General features: G+C 68.6%; 14 protein-coding genes. 6 read left to right on the plus strand and 8 right to left on the minus strand.

Annotation, left to right across the window (positions count from 1 at the left end; translation table 11 throughout):
* Positions 1-2: 2 nt before the first annotated feature.
* The 6 genes from ACCD06_RS31040 to ACCD06_RS31065 all read right to left on the minus strand — a co-directional run bounded on the left by ACCD06_RS31040 (position 3) and on the right by ACCD06_RS31065 (position 8,916).
* Positions 3-1,625, minus strand: coding sequence for an ATP-binding protein (locus ACCD06_RS31040; RefSeq protein ID WP_413346015.1), 1,623 nt, complete (start codon positions 1,623-1,625; stop codon positions 3-5).
* A gap of 9 nt (positions 1,626-1,634) precedes the next feature.
* Positions 1,635-3,128: an ATPase domain-containing protein gene (locus ACCD06_RS31045; protein ID WP_413346017.1), complete on the minus strand. Its 1,494-nt coding sequence runs from the start codon at positions 3,126-3,128 to the stop codon at positions 1,635-1,637.
* A 117-nt stretch (positions 3,129-3,245) separates the two neighbouring features.
* Positions 3,246-5,864: an ATP-binding protein gene (locus ACCD06_RS31050; protein WP_413346019.1), complete on the minus strand. Its 2,619-nt coding sequence runs from the start codon at positions 5,862-5,864 to the stop codon at positions 3,246-3,248.
* 217 nt (positions 5,865-6,081) lie between these two features.
* Complete coding sequence (locus tag ACCD06_RS31055; RefSeq protein WP_247871298.1) at positions 6,082-6,468, minus strand: response regulator transcription factor; 387 nt, start codon at positions 6,466-6,468, stop codon at positions 6,082-6,084.
* A 136-nt stretch (positions 6,469-6,604) separates the two neighbouring features.
* Positions 6,605-7,246: a response regulator transcription factor gene (locus ACCD06_RS31060; protein ID WP_413346021.1), complete on the minus strand. Its 642-nt coding sequence runs from the start codon at positions 7,244-7,246 to the stop codon at positions 6,605-6,607.
* 5 nt (positions 7,247-7,251) lie between these two features.
* Positions 7,252-8,916 (minus strand): ATP-binding protein, encoded by a 1,665-nt coding sequence (locus tag ACCD06_RS31065; protein WP_413346023.1) that lies wholly within the window; start codon positions 8,914-8,916, stop codon positions 7,252-7,254.
* A 195-nt stretch (positions 8,917-9,111) separates the two neighbouring features.
* Between ACCD06_RS31065 and ACCD06_RS31070 the strand changes: the two genes are divergently transcribed.
* Entirely contained in the window at positions 9,112-10,482 is a 1,371-nt protein-coding gene (locus ACCD06_RS31070; protein WP_413346025.1) for an FAD-containing oxidoreductase, read from the plus strand.
* A gap of 9 nt (positions 10,483-10,491) precedes the next feature.
* On the opposite strand, the gene ACCD06_RS31075 is transcribed toward ACCD06_RS31070, so the two are convergent.
* Positions 10,492-11,427 (minus strand): LysR substrate-binding domain-containing protein, encoded by a 936-nt coding sequence (locus tag ACCD06_RS31075; protein WP_413346027.1) that lies wholly within the window; start codon positions 11,425-11,427, stop codon positions 10,492-10,494.
* A 92-nt stretch (positions 11,428-11,519) separates the two neighbouring features.
* On the opposite strand from ACCD06_RS31075, the gene ACCD06_RS31080 reads away from it, so the two are divergent.
* Positions 11,520-12,536: an NADP-dependent oxidoreductase gene (locus ACCD06_RS31080; protein WP_413346029.1), complete on the plus strand. Its 1,017-nt coding sequence runs from the start codon at positions 11,520-11,522 to the stop codon at positions 12,534-12,536.
* 94 nt (positions 12,537-12,630) lie between these two features.
* Entirely contained in the window at positions 12,631-13,071 is a 441-nt protein-coding gene (locus tag ACCD06_RS31085; protein WP_413346031.1) for a GNAT family N-acetyltransferase, read from the plus strand.
* On the opposite strand, the gene otnI is transcribed toward ACCD06_RS31085, so the two are convergent.
* Positions 13,068-13,859, minus strand: coding sequence for a 2-oxo-tetronate isomerase (gene otnI, locus ACCD06_RS31090; RefSeq protein WP_413346033.1), 792 nt, complete (start codon positions 13,857-13,859; stop codon positions 13,068-13,070). The genes ACCD06_RS31085 and otnI overlap by 4 nt on opposite strands.
* 86 nt (positions 13,860-13,945) lie before the next feature.
* Here otnI and ACCD06_RS31095 point away from each other — a divergent pair, with 86 nt between their 5' ends.
* The 3 genes from ACCD06_RS31095 (at position 13,946) to ACCD06_RS31105 (ending at position 17,637) form a co-directional block, all read left to right on the plus strand.
* On the plus strand, positions 13,946-14,635 hold the full coding sequence (locus tag ACCD06_RS31095) for an MOSC domain-containing protein (protein ID WP_413346035.1): 690 nt from the start codon (positions 13,946-13,948) through the stop codon (positions 14,633-14,635).
* Positions 14,636-14,839: 204 nt separating this feature from the next.
* The gene (aspA, locus tag ACCD06_RS31100) at positions 14,840-16,258 is read left to right on the plus strand and encodes an aspartate ammonia-lyase (protein ID WP_413346037.1); all 1,419 of its coding nucleotides are present in this window, start codon (positions 14,840-14,842) and stop codon (positions 16,256-16,258) included.
* A 101-nt stretch (positions 16,259-16,359) separates the two neighbouring features.
* On the plus strand, positions 16,360-17,637 hold the full coding sequence (locus tag ACCD06_RS31105) for a dicarboxylate/amino acid:cation symporter (RefSeq protein ID WP_413346039.1): 1,278 nt from the start codon (positions 16,360-16,362) through the stop codon (positions 17,635-17,637).
* Positions 17,638-17,643 lie beyond the last annotated feature (6 nt).

Consider the following 17,643-nt stretch of genomic DNA (forward strand, 5'->3'; position numbering starts at 1 on the left):
TGTCACTCCGGCAGCATGGCCGCGAGGCAGTCGGCGATCTGGTGGGGGGTGAAGGGCTTGCGCAGCAGGCGCACCGCCTCCCCGAAGTCCGGCGTGTCGGCATAGCCGGTGACGATCAGCGCCGGTATTCCGGGGCGCAATTGCCGGGCGCCCCGCACCACGGCGGCACCGTTCATGCCGGGCATGGCGAAGTCGGTGACCAGGGCGTCGATCTCCGCCCCGTCGCTGAGAACCGCCAGGGCCTCCTCGCCGCTGTCCGCCTCGATGACCTGATGACCGAGATTCTCCAGCAGCGCCATCGTCCCCATTCGCACGATCGCATCATCCTCCACCAGCAGGATGGTGCGCCCGGCGCCGGGTTCGACCTCGGCAGCGGGCGCATCCGGCATGGCGGTGCCGGTGGAAGTGCTGGGCAGGTACAGGGTGATCGCGGTTCCGGCGCCCGGCGTACTGTCGATGTGGATGCCGCCGCCGGACTGCGTCGCCATGCCATGGACCATCGACAGGCCGATCCCCGATCCCTCGCCGACCGGCTTGGTGGTGAAGAACGGCTCGAAAACGTGCGGCATCACCGTCGGGTCGATCCCGCTGCCGCTATCCTCCACCCGGACCGCCACATAGGTCCCGGGAGCCAGTTCCACCGGCAAATCTCCCCCGCCGTCGCGGCCCACCGTGGCGACGAATGCCGTCATCGACAGCCGACCACCCGCCGGCATCGCGTCGCGGGCATTGATGACGAGGTTCAGGATGGCGGATTCGAATTGGGCCCGGTCGATCAGCACCGCGGGAAGTCCGGGCGGCACATCGATCGTGACGGCGATCTGGCCGCCCAGCGTGCGCTCCACCAACGGGCCCATGCCGGACAGCAGGTCGCCGAGGTCGGTGGCCTCCGGCATCAGCATCTGGCGCCGCGCGAAGGACAGCAGCGACTGCGTCAGTTTTGCGCCCCGCTCGATCGAACGGTTCGCCGCCTCGAACAGCTGGCGCGGGGTGCCGTCGGACACCGTGGGTTCCAGAACGGCGAGGCAGCTGACGATGCCCTGGAGCAGGTTGTTGAAGTCATGCGCCACGCCGCCGGTCAGCTGCCCGAGCGCCTCCATCTTCTGGGCCTGCAGCAGGGCCGTCTCGGCCCGCCGCCGATCCGCCATCTCGGCCTGCAAGGCCCGCGTCCGGTCGGCGACCCGCTCCTCCAGGCGGCTGGTGGCCTGGGTGATCTGGTCCAGATGGCTGCGGGTGCGGTATTGGCGCGTCCGGCTGCGCAGCGCCGCCTGCGCGGCGCTCTGCAGCGCCTCGCGGTGCAGCGGCCGGTCCAGCAGCGTGACGTTGCCGAGCGACTGGAAGAAGGCTTGACGACCGCGGCCGGCCAGCCGGCTGCCGCGCGAGGTCAGGATCACGATGGGCAGGTCCGACCAGGGAGGCTGGCCCTCCAGCCACGCCGCCAGAGGCCCGACATCGTCCAGTGCCCCTTCGGAGAGCACCAGCGCCGTGGTTTCGTCACCGAGGCTTCGGCACAGAGCCGCCATATCCAAGCAGGATTGCGTTTCCAGGCCGATCTCGCCGAGGACCGAGCCGATCACCTCGGCATCCCGCCCCTCCGGGGCCAGGACAAGGATGGACGTGCGCATCGGCGTCGTTCACCTGCCCTCTGCATGACCGCGCAGAAGCGGCTCCGCCGGACCGTCATAATGCGGCACTCCCGTCAACACGCCTTGGAATTCCATCAGTTGCGGGCCGACCTGCATGCCGTCCGGGAACAGCCGGAATTCGCGGATCGACACTTCATGGACGCCGGTGCGCTTCTTGACCACCGAAATCGCCTTGCGAACCTCGCCCCCGGCTTCGAAGAAGCGCAGCAGGACCACGGTGTCGCTCATGAAGGAAAGGTCGACGGGGTTCTGCACGTCGCCGATGATGCCCTGCTGCGCCAGGATCAGGATGGTGACCACGCCCTTGTTGTTCAGGTAGGTCAGCAGTTCGTGCATCTGCAGGACAAGCGCCTGCTCCTCCGGCATGGTGCTGAGGTAGGAGTTCAGGCTGTCGATCACCACGATGCGGGCATCGCGATCCTCGACCTCGCGGCGGACCTGCCAGACGAATTGGCCGGGCGACAGGCGGGACGGGTTGGCGCGGTGCCAGCCGACGCGGTTCCGGCGCACGGCCTCGACGATGTCGATCCCCAACGCCGAACTGCGCAGCTCCAACGTCTTGAAGTTCTCGTCGAACGAGAAATAGGTGGCATGCTCGCCACGTTTGACCGCCGCCGCGACATATTGCAGGGCGAGGGACGATTTTCCGGCGCCCGACGGACCGACGAGGATCGTCGTGGTCCCGTGCGTCAGGCCGCCGCCCATCAGTTCGTCCAGGGCCGTCAGTCCGCTTTCCATCTCCTCCGGCTCGAAGTCGCTGCGATGCTCCTCGGCGATCAGGCTGGGGAAGACCAGGACATTGCGTTCGGTGATGGCGAAATCGTGCCAGCCGCTCTGGTACTCGGCTCCGCGCATCTTGGCGATGCGCAGGCGGCGGCGTGCCGCGCCGTAGGATCGTTCGCTCTGTTCCAGCACGATCACGCTGTGCACCAGACTGTGCAGCTCCGTCGTGCTTTCCTGATGGGTCAGGTCGTCGAGGATCAGCGTGGTGCAGCGGCGGTTCTGCAGGAACTGCTTGAGCGCCAGGACCTGCCGCCGGTAGCTCAGGTGATCCTGGGTGAGCAGCCGCAGTTCCGAAACGGTGTCGATCACCACCACTTCGGGGTTTTCCTCCTCGATGCGGTCGATGATCAGGCGCACGGTCTCGCCCAGTTCCACCTCCGACGGGTAGAGCACGCTCTGCTGGCGATCCAGCCGCGCTTCGATCGGCACGATGTCGAACAGCGCGATGCCGTCCAGCGACCAGCCGTGGCTGGCGGCGGTCGCCTCCAGCTCCGGCGCACTTTCCGACAGCGTGATATAAAGCCCTTTCCTGCCGTCATCGCGCGTCTGCGCCAGAAGTTGCAGGGCGATGGTCGTCTTCCCGGTACCCGGTGCGCCTTCCAGCAGATGTATTCGGCCGCGCGGCAGTCCTCCACGCAAAATCAGGTCGAATTCCGGAATTCCGGTCTGCACTTTTTCAATCGGGATCGGCTTGGGCACCAATGGCTCCTTCACTTCCATGTCTGCAGACAAACACGGTGCAGGCGAAATGTTCCGTCGGTGCTGATGTGCTGCCCGAAAAAATTGACTGGGAGTGTCATTGCCCCCACCGATAACTCAGAGGTCCGCTGACGGTCGACCGGCGCCGTCGGCGACCGCTGTCCGATCTTCGCCATCGCTCCCCGCAAGATGCCGGCTGAGCGCGGCGGCCAGCGTGCGCGGGGTGACCGGCTTGTGCAGCAGGTGGAAGCCGTATCTGAGCGCATCGTTCTGCGGTTCGGTGCCGATCTCCCCGGTGACGATCAGGCCGGGAATGGCCGGATCGTGCATCGCACGGATGCGCAGGATGGCCTCCGTGCCGATGCGCTTGTCCCGCAGGCGATAGTCGACGATGAGGATGTCCGGCCGCCGCCCGTCCCGTTCCAGGCTCTCCACCGCGTGGTCGGTGGAATCGGCGGCGATCACGTCGAATTTCCAGGCGTGAAGGATGCTCTCCATCCCGGCCAGGACGATGGGATCGTCATCCACGACCACCGCCAGCCGCGTCTCCCCCCGCTCCGGCGGTGCCGGCGCCGCCTCGGCGGGCTGGGGCTCCGCGGCGCGGTCTTCGGTGGCGAGCGGCACGGCAATGCTGAACAGCGACCCCTGCCCGGACTGCGAATGCACGGTGACGGGATGATCCAGCAGGTCCGACAGGCGACGGACGATCGCCAGCCCCAGTCCCAGCCCCTGGTTGCGGTCCCGCTCTGGATTCTCGATCTGATACAGCTCTTCGAAGATGCGGTGGATCTGGTCGGCCGGGATGCCGCATCCGCTGTCGCGAACCCCGATCAGCAGATGATCGGCCTGCAGGGTGCATTCGACCGTGACCCCGCCCCGGTCGGTGTAGCGGATGGCGTTCTCCACCAGATTGCGCAGCATGCGGCCGAGCAGGACACGGTCGCTGCGGATCGTCGTTTGGCAGGGCACCACCCGCCAGTCCAGCCCCTTTTCCTGGGCGAGCGGCGCATAGGCGTCGTCCAGGCTCCTCAGCAGATCCGACGCCCGGAACTCCTCCAGCTGCGGCGCCACGATGCCGGCGTCCAGGCGGGAGATGTCGAGCAGCCCGTCCAGCAGCCCTTTGAGAATCTCCAGGCCGTGCTGGAGACGGCCGAGCGCGTCCAGGCCGGGGCCGTCGGTCAGGTGTGGCCGCAGCACCTCGGCGAACAGCAGGATCGACTGCATCGGCTGGCGCAGATCGTGGCTGGCGGCGGCGAGAAAGCGGCTCTTGCTGCGGCCGGCTTCCTCCGCCGCGTCACGGGCGCGGTGGATGTCGTGGATGTCGACCGCGCCGCCATACCAGGCGACGATCCGTCCGCCCTGGTGGATCGGGTGGGTGCGGCTCAGATGCCACCGGTAGGCTCCGTCGGCCCGGCGCAGGCGCAGTTCGTATTCGTGCGGCGCGCCGACGGCGATGGCGCGGGCGCGGATCGCCTGGACATGCCCGACATCGTCCGGATGGAGGTCTTCCATCCGGTTGGCCTCGGTCGTCATGCGGCCGGTGTAGGCGCGGAAGGCGGCGTTGACGAATTCCAGCGTGCCGTCCGGATGGTTCACCCACATCATGTGCGGCGCGTTCTCGACCAGGGCGCGGAGCCGTTCCTCGCTGGCGCGCAGCGCGGCGGACGCCGCCTCGTTGGCTTGCATCTGCCGGTCGAGGTCTTCGGCCAGCGCATCGAACGACAGCCCGAGCCGGCTCATTTCCGGGCCGTCCACCGCGCCGACGCGGGCGGAGCGGTCACCGGAACGCCAGCGTTCGGTCGCGGCGATCAACGCCGTCACCGGCAGATGGATATGGCGTTTGGCGATCAGGTACGCCGCCAGCAGGCCCAGCATCAGCGTGGCGGCGATCCAGATCAGCGACCGCCACAGCGCGTCGTCGATGCCGCGCATCGCCGCATCATGGTCGATGCCGATGGCCACGAAGATATGCCGGACCCCGGCCGACAGCGGAACATAGGCGAAAACCCGCTCGATGCCGTCGATCCCCAGCAATCGGGCGGTTCCCACGGCGTCGGCGTCCAGCAGGGGGCGGAACCGTTGCGGAAGCGTGCTGCCGACAAGTCCGGAGCTTGCCGGCACGTGGGCCAGCACGGTGCCGTTGCTGTCGGCCACCAGCAGCGACGCGTTGTCGGGAAGCGGGTGTTCGGAAAGATAGCGTTCGAGCCAGCCGAGATCGATCAGCGCCGTGACCACGCCGATCGGCGGACCGTCGGCGCTGTTGCGGCGGATCGGCAGGCCGAACGGCATGGCGGGCTTGCCGTTGTGACGCTGCCGGATGAACTCGCCGACGGTGAAGCCGCCGCTTTCCAGGGCTGCGCGCACATGCATCCGGTCGGCGATGGTCCGTCCGGCCAGGGCCGCGTTGGTGGAGCAGAGGATGACCCCGTCCGTGCCGGCGAGGTTGATCGACAGATAATCCGCGATCCGCGCGCCCGTGCGCGTCAGCAGCGCCTGGCAGGCCGACGCATCGAGAGCCTGCGCGGCCGACGTCTCGGCCAGCAGTTCCAGCATCTGGCGCACGCCTTCGACGAGGCGCTGCTGCTCGCCGCCGAGCAGGCTGAGAAGCTGCCGCGCATGCTCGTGGATTTCCTCCGAACGCTGGCGGCGCAGGTCGATCTGGTTCCACACCTCCAGGGCGCAGACCGGCACCAGGGCCAGGAACACGAGCAGCAGCAGGCGGGTCAGGAAGCTCATGGCGCCCCGAGTCCGGCCTTGGTGCTGAGGGTTGCGACCGTCATTGCTCCGTCTCCCGTCCGGCCCCGCTCAATCCTTAACCGCCGGGGATTGCCGAACGCTGCCACGCGATCGCCATTTGCGGCCCGGCAGGTTCGTTGGGAAATCGACGGAGCACAACAGATCAGAAGAGGGAGCGAACGGGTTGCCCCGCACACGCGCAGGCCGCCCCCGGCCGTCACCCCGCCGCGATGGCGCTGTTCAGCGAGGCGATCAGGATATGGGCGTCCACCGGCTTGCCCAGCACGTCGCGGGCGCCGCCGCCGATGGCCCGCGCCCGTGTGGCTTCGTCGGCATAGGAGGTCATGAACAGGATCGGCGGATGTCCGCCGCCGTCGGCGTTCAGCCGCTCCTGCATCTCCAGCCCGGACAGGCCGGGCATGCGCACGTCCAGGATGATGCAGTCGATATCGCCGCGGTCGGCGCTGGTCAGGAATTGCGCCAGGAAATCCTCGGCGGAGACGAAGGACCGGCAGCGGAAGCCGACGGACCGCAGCAGGTCGTCCAGCGCCTCGCGGATCGCCTCGTCGTCATCGACCACCGCTATCAGGGGTGCGTTGGACAATTCGTGATGCCTCGACCGGATGGAGGCGCCGTTCCCTGGCGCCACGCGCATCCTAGCCGGACGGGACCGCGGGGAGATACCACACCTAGGTCTATTCCTAGGGGGTCTATTCCTAAGGGGTCCATTCCTCGGGGGTCTACTCCTCCGGGTCCAGCACCTCCGCCTTGCGGACGAGGTCGGCGACCGAGCGCACCTGCATCTTCCGCATCACCTTGCCGCGGTGCAGCTTCACGGTCACCTCGCTGATGCCGAGATCGCCGGCGATCTGCTTGTTCAGCCGGCCCTTGACCACCTCGGCCATCACCTCGCGCTCCCGCGGGGTCAGGGTCGCGGCCAGAGATTCCACCGTCATCGCGGCGGCCCGATCGCGCCGCCTGGACCGGTCGCGGGCGATCGCGGCCTCCACCGCGTCCAGCATGTCCTGGTCGCGGAAGGGCTTGATGAGGAAATCCATCGCTCCCGCCTTCATCGCCCGAACCGACATCGGCACGTCGGCGAAACCGGTCATGAAGACGATGGGCAGCGCGATGCCCAGGCTGTCCAGCCTCGTCTGGAACTCCAGCCCGCCCAGGCCGGGAAGCCGCACGTCCAGGATCAGGCAGCCCGGCCGGTCGGGAACCGCCGCCGCCAGCAGTTCGGCCGTGCTGCCGAAGGCGAGGCTTTCGATGCCGACCGACCGCAGCAAATCGACCACCGCCTCCCGCATGCCGGCATCGTCATCCACGACGAGAACCAGCGGATCATCTGTGACGGGCGGCAGGGCGGGGCTTTGTGGCATGGCGGTCAGTCCTCTCGTGCCGGCGCCGGCGGAACGGCCGGCGATCCGGAAAACGCGGGCAGCGGCCCGGAAGATGCCGGGGGCTGGGGCAAGGCCGCGGGTATGGTGAACTCGAACACCGCCCCACCTTCCGCATGGTTGTGCGCGGTCAGCGTGCCGCCGCAGGATTCGACGGTGGACCGGCAGATCGACAGCCCCATGCCCATGCCGTCCGGCCGGGTGGTGAAGAAGGGATCGAACAGGCGGGCGCGGCTGGCCTCGTCGATGCCCCGGCCGCGGTCGCGGACAGCCACACTCACCTCGTTGCCGTCCCCCGCAAGCTCGACGGTGATGGTCAGTTCGCGGCGCGGGCTCCCCGCCTCCGCCATGGCGTGCAGGCCGTTGGTGACGAGGTTGATCAGCACCTGCTGCAAGCCGACCCGGCTGCCCCGCACCGGCGGCACATCGGGCGCGAAGCCGCTGACCAGCACCGTCGCGGCGGCCGACAGCTCGCGCTCCAGCAGCAGCGCCACCTCCTCCACCAGCTGGCGCAGGTCGATGGTCTCGTCGCAGCGGGTGTCCTTGACCAGCATGCCGCGGGTCCGCTGCACGATGTCGGCGGCACGCTTGCCGTCGCGGACCATGCGGTCCACCGCCTTGGCGGCGGTCTCGATGTCCGGCGGGTCGCGGCGCAGCCAGCGCAGGCAGGCCTGCGCGTTCAGCACGATTGCGCCCAGCGGCTGGTTCAGCTCGTGGGCGATGGAGGCGGACAGGGCGCCCAGCGTGGCGGCGCGCGCCGCGCGGGCGAGTTCCGCCTGGGCCGCCAGCAGCGCCTCCTGCGTGCGTTCGCGCTGTGTGATGTCGACGACGCCGACCACCACCCGGTCGAAGCCGACGCCGTCGTCCGGAAAGCTGATGCCCAGCAGCACAGTCAGCGTGCGCCCGTCGGCGGCGATCAGCTGCGCCCTCCCCTCGAAGCGGTCGCGCCGGTCCCAAAACGCCAGAAGTATCTGCGGCAGCGCCGAATCCTCGGCGGGAAGGAAGCGTTCGAGCGGCCCCAGCACCTCCGCCCGGCCGGCGGCGCCCAGCAGTTCCAGGGTGGCGTCGTTGACGTTGGTGGTGACGACCGACGCGCCCATCTCCCGCGCCCAGCCGGGATTGGCCTGCGCATGGGCGGCGATGTCCGTCACCCCGTCCGCCCGCAGCGCGTCGAGCGCCGCCGTCACGGCGGTGAAATCCTGTTCCCACAGCGAAATGCGCGCCTGCTCGAACATGCCGCGATAGCGCCGTTCGCTGCGCGCCAGCGCGTTGTTGGCCCGGACCAGCAATGCCCGCGAGTCATGGTCCCGCACCAGCAGCGCACCGGTGATGAGGATGGCCGCCAGCGAAACGCCGCAGCGCAGCACTGCCGACAGGTCCATGTCGTGCCAGTGCGACAGGAAGAAGGACAGCACCGCCAGCAGTGCGCAGCCCGCCGCCACCCGCAGGACGCCGCGCCGGGACAGCGCGGTGGCCGCCAGGAGAAGCACCAGCACATACAGGACCGCGATGGCGCTTTCGATGTCGGTGAAGGTGTCGATCACGAACACGGTCAGCGCCAGCGGAATCGCCAGCACGCCCAGCCGCCGCTCGGCCGCCCGGCCCGCCGCCTGCGAACCGCTCCACTCCGCGCCCGCCCAATCCGCACCCATGCGCCCGTCTCCAACCTCGGGATGTGCCGTTCCCATCCCCGCAGCTTGCCTGCCGATGCCTCCCGCTTCTTGAACGATCTGGACGTGCTGTCGCCAGTCATACCTTGGGTTGGTTGAGAAGGCCGCGGAACCGGCGCTACCATCCTTTCCCCACCCCTTCCCCCCAACGAATGCCTCAGGCCGCAGGAGCCCGCCATGGTCGACGCCATCATCATCGGAGCCGGCCAGGCCGGACCGCCGCTCGCCGAACGCCTCACCGCCGCCGGTATGAGCGTGGCCGTCATCGAACGCAAGCTGTTCGGCGGCACCTGCGTCAACACCGGCTGCACCCCGACCAAGACGCTGATCGCCAGCGCCCGCGTGGCGCGGATGGCCCAGCGCGCCGCCGAGTACGGCGTGATGCTGGACGGCCCGGTGCGCATCGACATGGTGCGGCTCAAGGCGCGCAAGGACGCCGTCTCCGGCCGATCGCGCCAGAATGTCGAACGCTGGCTGCGCGGCATGCCGAACTGCCGCGTGCTGCAGGGCCATGCCCGCTTCGAATCGGCCAACAGCGTGCGCGTCGGCGACGAACTGCTGACGGCGGAGCGCATCTTCCTCAATGTCGGCGCCCGCGCCGCGGTGCCGGACATGCCGGGCGTCCGCGACGTCAATATTCTCACCAGCGGCACCATCCTCGACCTCGACCATGTGCCGCGGCATCTGGTCGTGGTCGGCGGCAGCTACATCGGCCTGGAATTCGCCCAGATGTACCGCCGGTTCGGCGCCGAGGTGACGGTGGTGGAGAAGGGGGAACGGCTGATCGGCCGCGAGGACCCCGACGTCTCATACGCCATCCGGGAGCTGCTGGAGAAGGAGGGGGTGACCGTCCGCCTGTCGGCCGACTGCATCCGCTTCGCGCCCCATGCCGACGGCATTGAGGTTGGGGTGAACTGCGCCTCCGGCAGCCCGTCGGTGGTGGGAAGCCATGTGCTGCTGGCGGTCGGGCGCACGCCCAACACCGGCGACCTCGGGCTCGACCGCGCCGGGGTGGCGACGGATTCCCGCGGCTATGTCACGGTGGACGACCGGCTGCGCACCAACGTGCCGAGCATCTGGGCGATGGGCGATTGCAACGGGCGCGGCGCCTTCACCCACACCGCCTACAATGATTTCGAGATCGTCGCCGCCAACCTGCTGGACGACGACCCGCGGAGCGTCGACGACCGCATCCAGGCCTACGCGCTCTACACCGACCCGCCGCTCGCCCGCGTCGGCATGACCGACGAGGCGGTCCGCCGGTCCGGCCGTCGGGCGCTGGTCGGCCAGCGGCCGATGACCCGCGTCGGCCGCGCGGTGGAAAAGGGCGAGGCCGACGGCTTCATGCGGATCGTCGTCGATGCCGACAGCCGGGAGATTCTCGGCGCCGCGATTCTCGGCCCCGGCGGCGACGAGGCGATCCACGGCGTGCTCGACATGATGTACGCCAAGGCGCCCTACCCCACGCTGCAGCGCGCCGTCCACATCCACCCCACCGTCGCCGAACTGCTGCCGACCCTGCTGGGCGAACTGAAGCCGCTGGAGTGACGGGAAGGCTCAGGCCGGAAAGCCGGCGGCCGTCATCCGCTCCTGAAACACCTCGTGCAACAGGGCCAGGAAGGCGCGCACCGCCGGGTTGGTATGGCGGCTTTCCGGCCAGAGCGCCGTGATGTTGTTCCGCTCGACCGCGAAGTCCGGAAGGACCGGGACCAGCTCGCCGCGCGCCACAAGGGGGCCGGCGATGAAGGTCGCGGCCATGCCGATGCCGCCGCCGGCCGCCAGCGCGGCGACCAGCGCATCGCTGACGTCGACGACGATGCCGGCCGGCGGCACGACCTCCACCAGCCGGCCGCCGATGAGGAAGGGCCAGCGCAGCGCCTGCCCCGTGCTCTGATAGCGCAGAAGGACGGTGTCATGCCCGTCCAGTTCGTCGGGGTGCATCGGCATGCCGCGCGCCGCCAGATAGTCCGGCGAGGCGAAGCAGCAGAGCCGGTGCGGAGCCAGCCGGCGCGACAGCAGCCCGGAATCCGCCAATTCGCCGATGCGCACGGCGATGTCGATCCGCTCCTCGACAATGTCGACCATCCGGTCGTTCAGGCGCAGATCGACCGTCACCTTGGGGTGGAGCTTGCGGAAGGCCGGCAATGCCGGCGCGATCACATGGACGCCGATCGGCAGCGGGGCCGCGACCCGCAGGGTGCCGGACGGCTCCGATCGCGCCGCCATCGCCGCCTGCTCGATCTCCTCCGCATCGCGCAGCAGCCTCACCGCGCGTTCATGCAACTCACGCCCCTCCGGCGTCAGCGTCAGCGAGCGCGTGGTGCGGGTAAACAGCGAGACCCCCAGCCGCTGCTCCAGCCGCTGCACGCTCTTGCTGACGGCGGAGGGCGAGATCGACAGCGACCGCGCGGCGGCGGTGAAGCTGCCCAGCGATCCGGCGCGCGCGAATGCGATCAGCCCGGTCAGCCGTTCCAGGCCCATTTGTTCTTTCATGGCACAATTGAACAGCTATCGAGGCCGATTATCAATCCCTAACCGCCGATCATATGCTCGTCCAGGTCCGATCCTCTCCCAAGGAGACTGTGATGAGCGAAATGATGAAAGCGGTGCGGCTGCACGCCTTCGGCGGTCCGGAGGTCCTGGTCTATGAAGACGCGCCGAAACCTCGGCCGAAAGCGGGCGAGGTCCTCGTCCGCGTCCACGCGGTGGGCCTCAATCCCCCCGACTGGTATCTGCGCGACGGCTGCCGGACGCTTCCGCCCGAATGGCGACCCCAGGTGTCCTTCCCCATCATCCCCGGAACCGACATTTCCGGCATGGTCGAAGCCGTCGGCGACGATGTTGGGACAGTCGCCGTTGGCGACGAGGTCTATGCGATGGTCCGCTTTCCCGTCGGCCTCGCCGGTGACAGCCGGGCTTATGCCGAGTACGTCACGGTCCCGGCATCGGAACTCGGGATCAAACCGCCGGGCATCGACCATGTGCATGCCGCCGCGGCGCCGATGTCTCTGCTCACCGCATGGCAGTTCCTGGTCGATCTCGGCCACGACGAACCGAATCCGTTGCAGCCGGACCAGCACCGTCCGGTGCCGCTCGCCGGCAGGACCGTGCTGGTGAACGGCGCCGGCGGCGGCGTCGGGCATCTGGCTCTGCAGATCGCGAAATGGAAGGGTGCGCGCGTCATCGCCGTGGCTTCCGGCCGGCACGAGGCGTTGCTGCGCGATCTCGGTGCCGACGAGGTCATCGACTACACCAGGATCAGGCCCGAGGATGTCGTGCGCGGGGCCGATCTCGTCATCGACGCGGTCGGCGGCCCGGCCACCCGCCGCTTCCTGCCGACGCTGAAGCGCGGCGGCGCCCTGTTCCCGATCTTCCCGCTGGGCTTCGACGCCGGTACGGAAGCGGCGGAGTTGGGCGTCACCGTGTCGGCCACCCAGGTCCGGTCGAACGGCGCCCAACTGACAGAAATCGGAAAGCTCATCGACGCCGGCACCATCCGCGTGGTCATCGACAGCGTCTTCCCGCTGGCCGACGCACGGAAGGCGCACGAGCGCGCCGCCGCTGGTCATGTCCAGGGCAAGATCGTCCTCACCGTCGACTGACCGCGCAGCACGGCAGCCACGCCCAAGCCGGCCTTGCAACCTCCTCCCCATCCGGACCATCCTGCCGACGGCACCGGAACCAAGAGGAAGAATCGTGCAGCCGGAGATCAGCGAGATTACCGAAGGAAATACGGCGTCGGCGGTGCCGGCCCTGCAGGTGCTTTGGCCGAAATACGATGCGGCCGAGATGACCCACATCATCGACACCGTGCTGCGGCCGAACGGCTATCGCCTCGCCGGCATCATCCCCGAAGCGGGCGGGCCGGCCGCCTGCGTCATGGGATTCCGCCTGCAATATTCCCTCTGGCTGGGCAAGTCCTTCTACATCGTCGACATGGCGACCCTGCCGGAGCATCGCGGCCGGGGCTATGCCTCCCTCATCCTTGACTGGGCGAAGGCCGAGGCCGAACGGCTGGACTGCAAGGCGCTGCACCTCGATTCCGGCGTCGGTCCGGAGCGCAGCGACGCCCACCGTGTCTATATGGGCAAGCGCTACCGGATCGGCTGCCACCACTTCGTCCACAAACTGGACTAGCGGTTCTGCCCCGCCGCCGCGCGGTACGGGGCGAACCAGCCCAGCCCCTCCAGCGTGGCGGACCTCGGCCGGTACTCGCAGCCGACGAAGCCGCCATAGCCCAGCCGGTCCAGTTCCCCGAACAGGAAGGGCCAGTTCAGCTCCTCGCCGTCCGGCTCGTTGCGCGACGGGACCGAGGCGATCTGGACATGGCCGGTCAGCGGCATCAGCCGGCGCAGCGCCATGGTCACGTCGCCATGCAGGATCTGGCGGTGGTAAATGTCGAACTGCAGCCCGACATTGGGCAGCCCGGAGTCGGCGATCATCCGCTCGGCAAGACTGAAATCATTCAGGAAATATCCCGGCATGTCGCGGCCGTTGATCGGCTCCAGCAGCAGCCCGATCCCGCGCGCCGACAGCGCCTCGCCCGCGTAGTCCATGGCGCGCCGGTACGATCCGGCCGCCGCCGGATCGGCGGGATCGGCCAGCCCGGCCATCATGTGCAGCCGGCGGCAGCCCGTCGCCGCCGCATAGTCCAGCGCCTTGGCGACGCCGGCGCGGAACTCCTCGAACCGCTCCGGCAGGGCGGCCAGCCCGCGGTCTCCGGCGGCCCAGTCGCCGGGCGGCATGTTGAACAGCGCCTGGGTCAACCCGTTGCGCTCCAGCCGCCGGGCCACCTCGTCCGGCGCATGGTCGTAGGGGAACAGATACTCGACCGCCCGGAAACCGGCATCGGCGGCGGCGTCGAAGCGGTCCAGGAACGGCCACTCCGTGAACATCATCGTCAGGTTGGCGGCAAAGGCGGGCATGGCGCGGCGGGGCTCCCTCGTGGCACGGACGGCATGAAACTGATAAGGGAGGGCAGGCGAAACGATAAGACCAAAGAGATCGGCCAATGACGAAGACCACGACCCTGTCCGCCATTCTGACCGGCAAGGCGGTGCCGTTCGGACGGCCGGACACGCTCAGCGCCATCGGCAAGCATCCGACCGACGCCGCGGTCGCCATCGGTCCGGCCGGTCTGGAGGGCGACGAGCAGGCCGACCGCCGCAACCATGGCGGGCCGGACAAGGCGGTCCACCATTACCCCTTCGACCATTACGCGGCTTGGCGCACCGACCTGCCCGCCCCCGTCCCGCTGCTCGATAGCGTCGGCGCCTTCGGCGAGAACCTGTCCACCCGGGGCCTGACGGAGGAGACGGTCTGCGTCGGCGACGTCTTCCGCATCGGCACCGCGATCCTGCAGGTCAGCCAGGGGCGCCAGCCCTGCTGGAAGCTGAACCATCGCTTCGGCGTGAAGGACATGGCGCGGCGGGTGCAATCCACCGGCCGGACCGGCTGGTATTATCGCGTGCTGGAGCCCGGCATCGCCGCCGTCGGCGACGAGATCTCGCTGATCGAGCGCCCCCTGCCCGACTGGCCGCTGGCCCGCATCCTGCGCGCCTTCTACCACGACACCGGCGACCTCCCCACGCTGGCCGGCATCGCGGATTTGGAGCCTCTGGCGCCCGGCTGGCGCACCCTGGCTCAGCGCCGGGTCGAGAGCGGCCGGGTGGAGGATTGGACCAACCGCCTCGGCGAGTGATCCACCGCGTTCGGATTTCCGGACGCCCGATGGCGGGCGCATTCGGAAATCCGAACGACTGCGGCTCTCACCAGCAATCATACGCAGAAAGATCAATGGCTTAGGCCGCGACGTCCTGCCCGCCCGCGCTGGCATGGCGGTTGCTCCTTACCGGTTGCGCCCCGCGAAGACGGGGCGGTCTCAACCAAGGGAGCGAAACGTCAGATGTCTGCAGCAACAACGCGCACCGAACATGACCTGCTGGGCGACCGCGAGGTCCCGGCCGACGCCTATTACGGGGTCCACACCCTGCGCGCTGTCGAGAATTTCCCGATCACCGGCACGCCGATTTCCCATTACCCCGATCTGGTCCGCGCGCTGGCCGAGATCAAGATAGCAGCATCCCGCGCCAACCACGAGCTTGGGCTGCTGAACGGCGAGCGGGCCGACGCCATCGCCGCCGCCTGCCGCGAGATCCGCGCCGGCAAGCTGCACGACCAGTTCGTCGTCGACGTGATCCAGGGCGGCGCCGGCACCTCGACCAACATGAACGCCAACGAGGTGATCGCCAACCGGGCGCTGGAACTGCTGGGCCACCGCCGCGGCGACTACGCCCACCTCCATCCCAACGAACACGTCAACATGAGCCAGTCGACCAACGACGTCTACCCGACGGCGCTGAAGCTGGCGACCTACACCGGCATCTTCCGGCTGGTGGAGGCGATGGGCCATCTGCGTGCCGCCTTCCAGCGCAAGGCCGACGAGTTCCGCGACATCCTGAAGATGGGCCGCACCCAGCTGCAGGACGCCGTGCCGATGACGCTGGGCCAGGAATTCTCCACCTACGCCGTCATGCTGGCCGAGGACGAGGAGCGGCTGAAGGAAGCCGCCCTGCTGATCCGTGAGATCAATCTGGGCGCCACCGCCATCGGCACCGGCATCAACGCCCATCCCGACTATGCCGCCCTGGTCTGCCGCCGTCTGGCCGAGATCAGCGGCGTTCCCGTCGTCACCGCCCCCAATCTGGTCGAGGCGACGCAGGATTGCGGCAGCTTCGTCCAGCTGTCGGGCGTGCTGAAGCGGGTGGCGGTGAAGCTGTCCAAGACCTGCAACGACCTGCGCCTGCTGTCCAGCGGCCCGCGCGCCGGCTTCGGCGAGATCAACCTGCCGGCGCGGCAGGCCGGCTCCTCGATCATGCCGGGCAAGGTCAACCCGGTGATCCCCGAAGTGGTCAACCAGATCGCCTTCGAGGTGATCGGCAACGACATGACCGTCACCTTCGCCGCCGAGGCCGGACAGCTCCAGTTGAACGCCTTCGAACCGATCATCGCCCACAGCCTGTTCAAGAGCATCACCCACCTGCGCCAGGGCTGCCTGGTGCTGGCCGACCGCTGCGTCGATGGCATCACCGCCAACCGCGACCATCTGGAAGCCGCCGTGCGCAACTCCATCGGCATCGTCACCGCGCTCAACCCCTACATCGGCTACGCCAACGCCACCGAGGTGGCCGCCGAGGCCCACCGCACCGGCAAGGGTGTCGCCGAACTGGTGGAGGCGCGCGGCCTGATGACCGCCGCCGCGCTTGCCGAAGTGCTGCGTCCGGACGTGCTGACCCGGCCGCGGCTGCTGGCGACCGCCGGCTGACCCGATCCGCCACCCGGTCCCGACCCGCTCGGGGCCGGTTCCCATCGACCGCAACCCGGCCGGCGCATCGAGGCGGGCGGGATAGGTGAGGTAACAGGACCATGAACAAACAGACGACGCTGATCATCGTCGCCATGCTGCTGGGCATCGTCACCGGCTATGTCTGCAACAGCCTGTTCGACGCGGCTGCGGCCAAGGACATCGCAAGCTACTTCGCGATGGTGACGGACATCTTCCTGCGCCTGATCAAGATGATCATCGCACCGCTGATCTTCGCCACCCTGGTCGCCGGCATGGCCGGCATGGGCGACGCCCGCACCGTCGGCCGCATCGGCGGCAAGGCGGTCGGCTGGTTCCTGATGGCGTCCTTCGCGTCGCTGTTCATCGGGCTGGTCTTCGCCAACCTGCTGCAGCCGGGCGCCAATGTCGGCGTGCCGCTGCCCGATGCCGCCGCCAGCGCCGGTCTGAAGACCTCCGCCCTGAACCTGAAGGATTTCCTGACCCACCTGTTCCCGCGCAACTTCTTCGAAGCGATGGCGAACAACGAGATCCTGCAGATCCTGATCTTCTCGCTCTTCGTCGGCCTCGCCATCGGCCAGCTGCGCGACACCAAGGCCGGTCTGCTCGCCCGTTCGATCGAAGAGGTCGTGCCGGTGATGCTGAAGGTCACCGACTATGTCATGCGCTTCGCCCCGATCGGCGTCTTCGCCGCCGTCGCCAACGTGGTGACGACGCAGGGCCTCGGCGTGCTGGCCGTCTACGGCAAGTTCATGGGCAGCTTCTATCTGACGCTGGCGGTCCTGTGGGCGACGCTGGTCTTCGCCGGCTTCGTCGTGCTGAAGGGCGACGTCTTCCGCGTGGTCAAGGCGATGCGCCAGCCGATGCTGCTGGGCTTCTCCACCGCGTCGAGCGAATCCGCCTATCCCCGCGTGATGGAGGAGCTGAAGACGCTGGGCGTCAAGGAACGGGTGATCGGCTTCGTCCTGCCGCTCGGCTATTCCTTCAACCTCGACGGCTCGATGATCTACACGACCTTCGCGTCGCTGTTCATCGCCCAGGCCTATGGCATCCCGCTGACGCTGGAACAGCAGATCGTCATGCTGCTGGTGCTGATGGTGTCGAGCAAGGGCATCGCCGGCGTTCCGCGCTCCTCCCTCGTGGTGGTCGCCGCGGTGCTGCCGATGTTCCACCTGCCGGAGGCCGGCGTGCTGCTGATCATGGGCATCGACCATTTCCTCGACATGGGCCGCACCGCCACCAACGTGCTGGGCAACGCCATCGCCACCACCGTCGTCGCCAAGTGGGAGAACGCCATCGGCACCGAGGAGGATGACGAGGAGGCCGGCGCCGCGCTGCCCGCCCCGGCCGCTGCCGAGTGACGGGCT

The organism is Azospirillum sp. CT11-132, assembly GCF_047302835.1.
GTDB lineage: Bacteria > Pseudomonadota > Alphaproteobacteria > Azospirillales > Azospirillaceae > Azospirillum.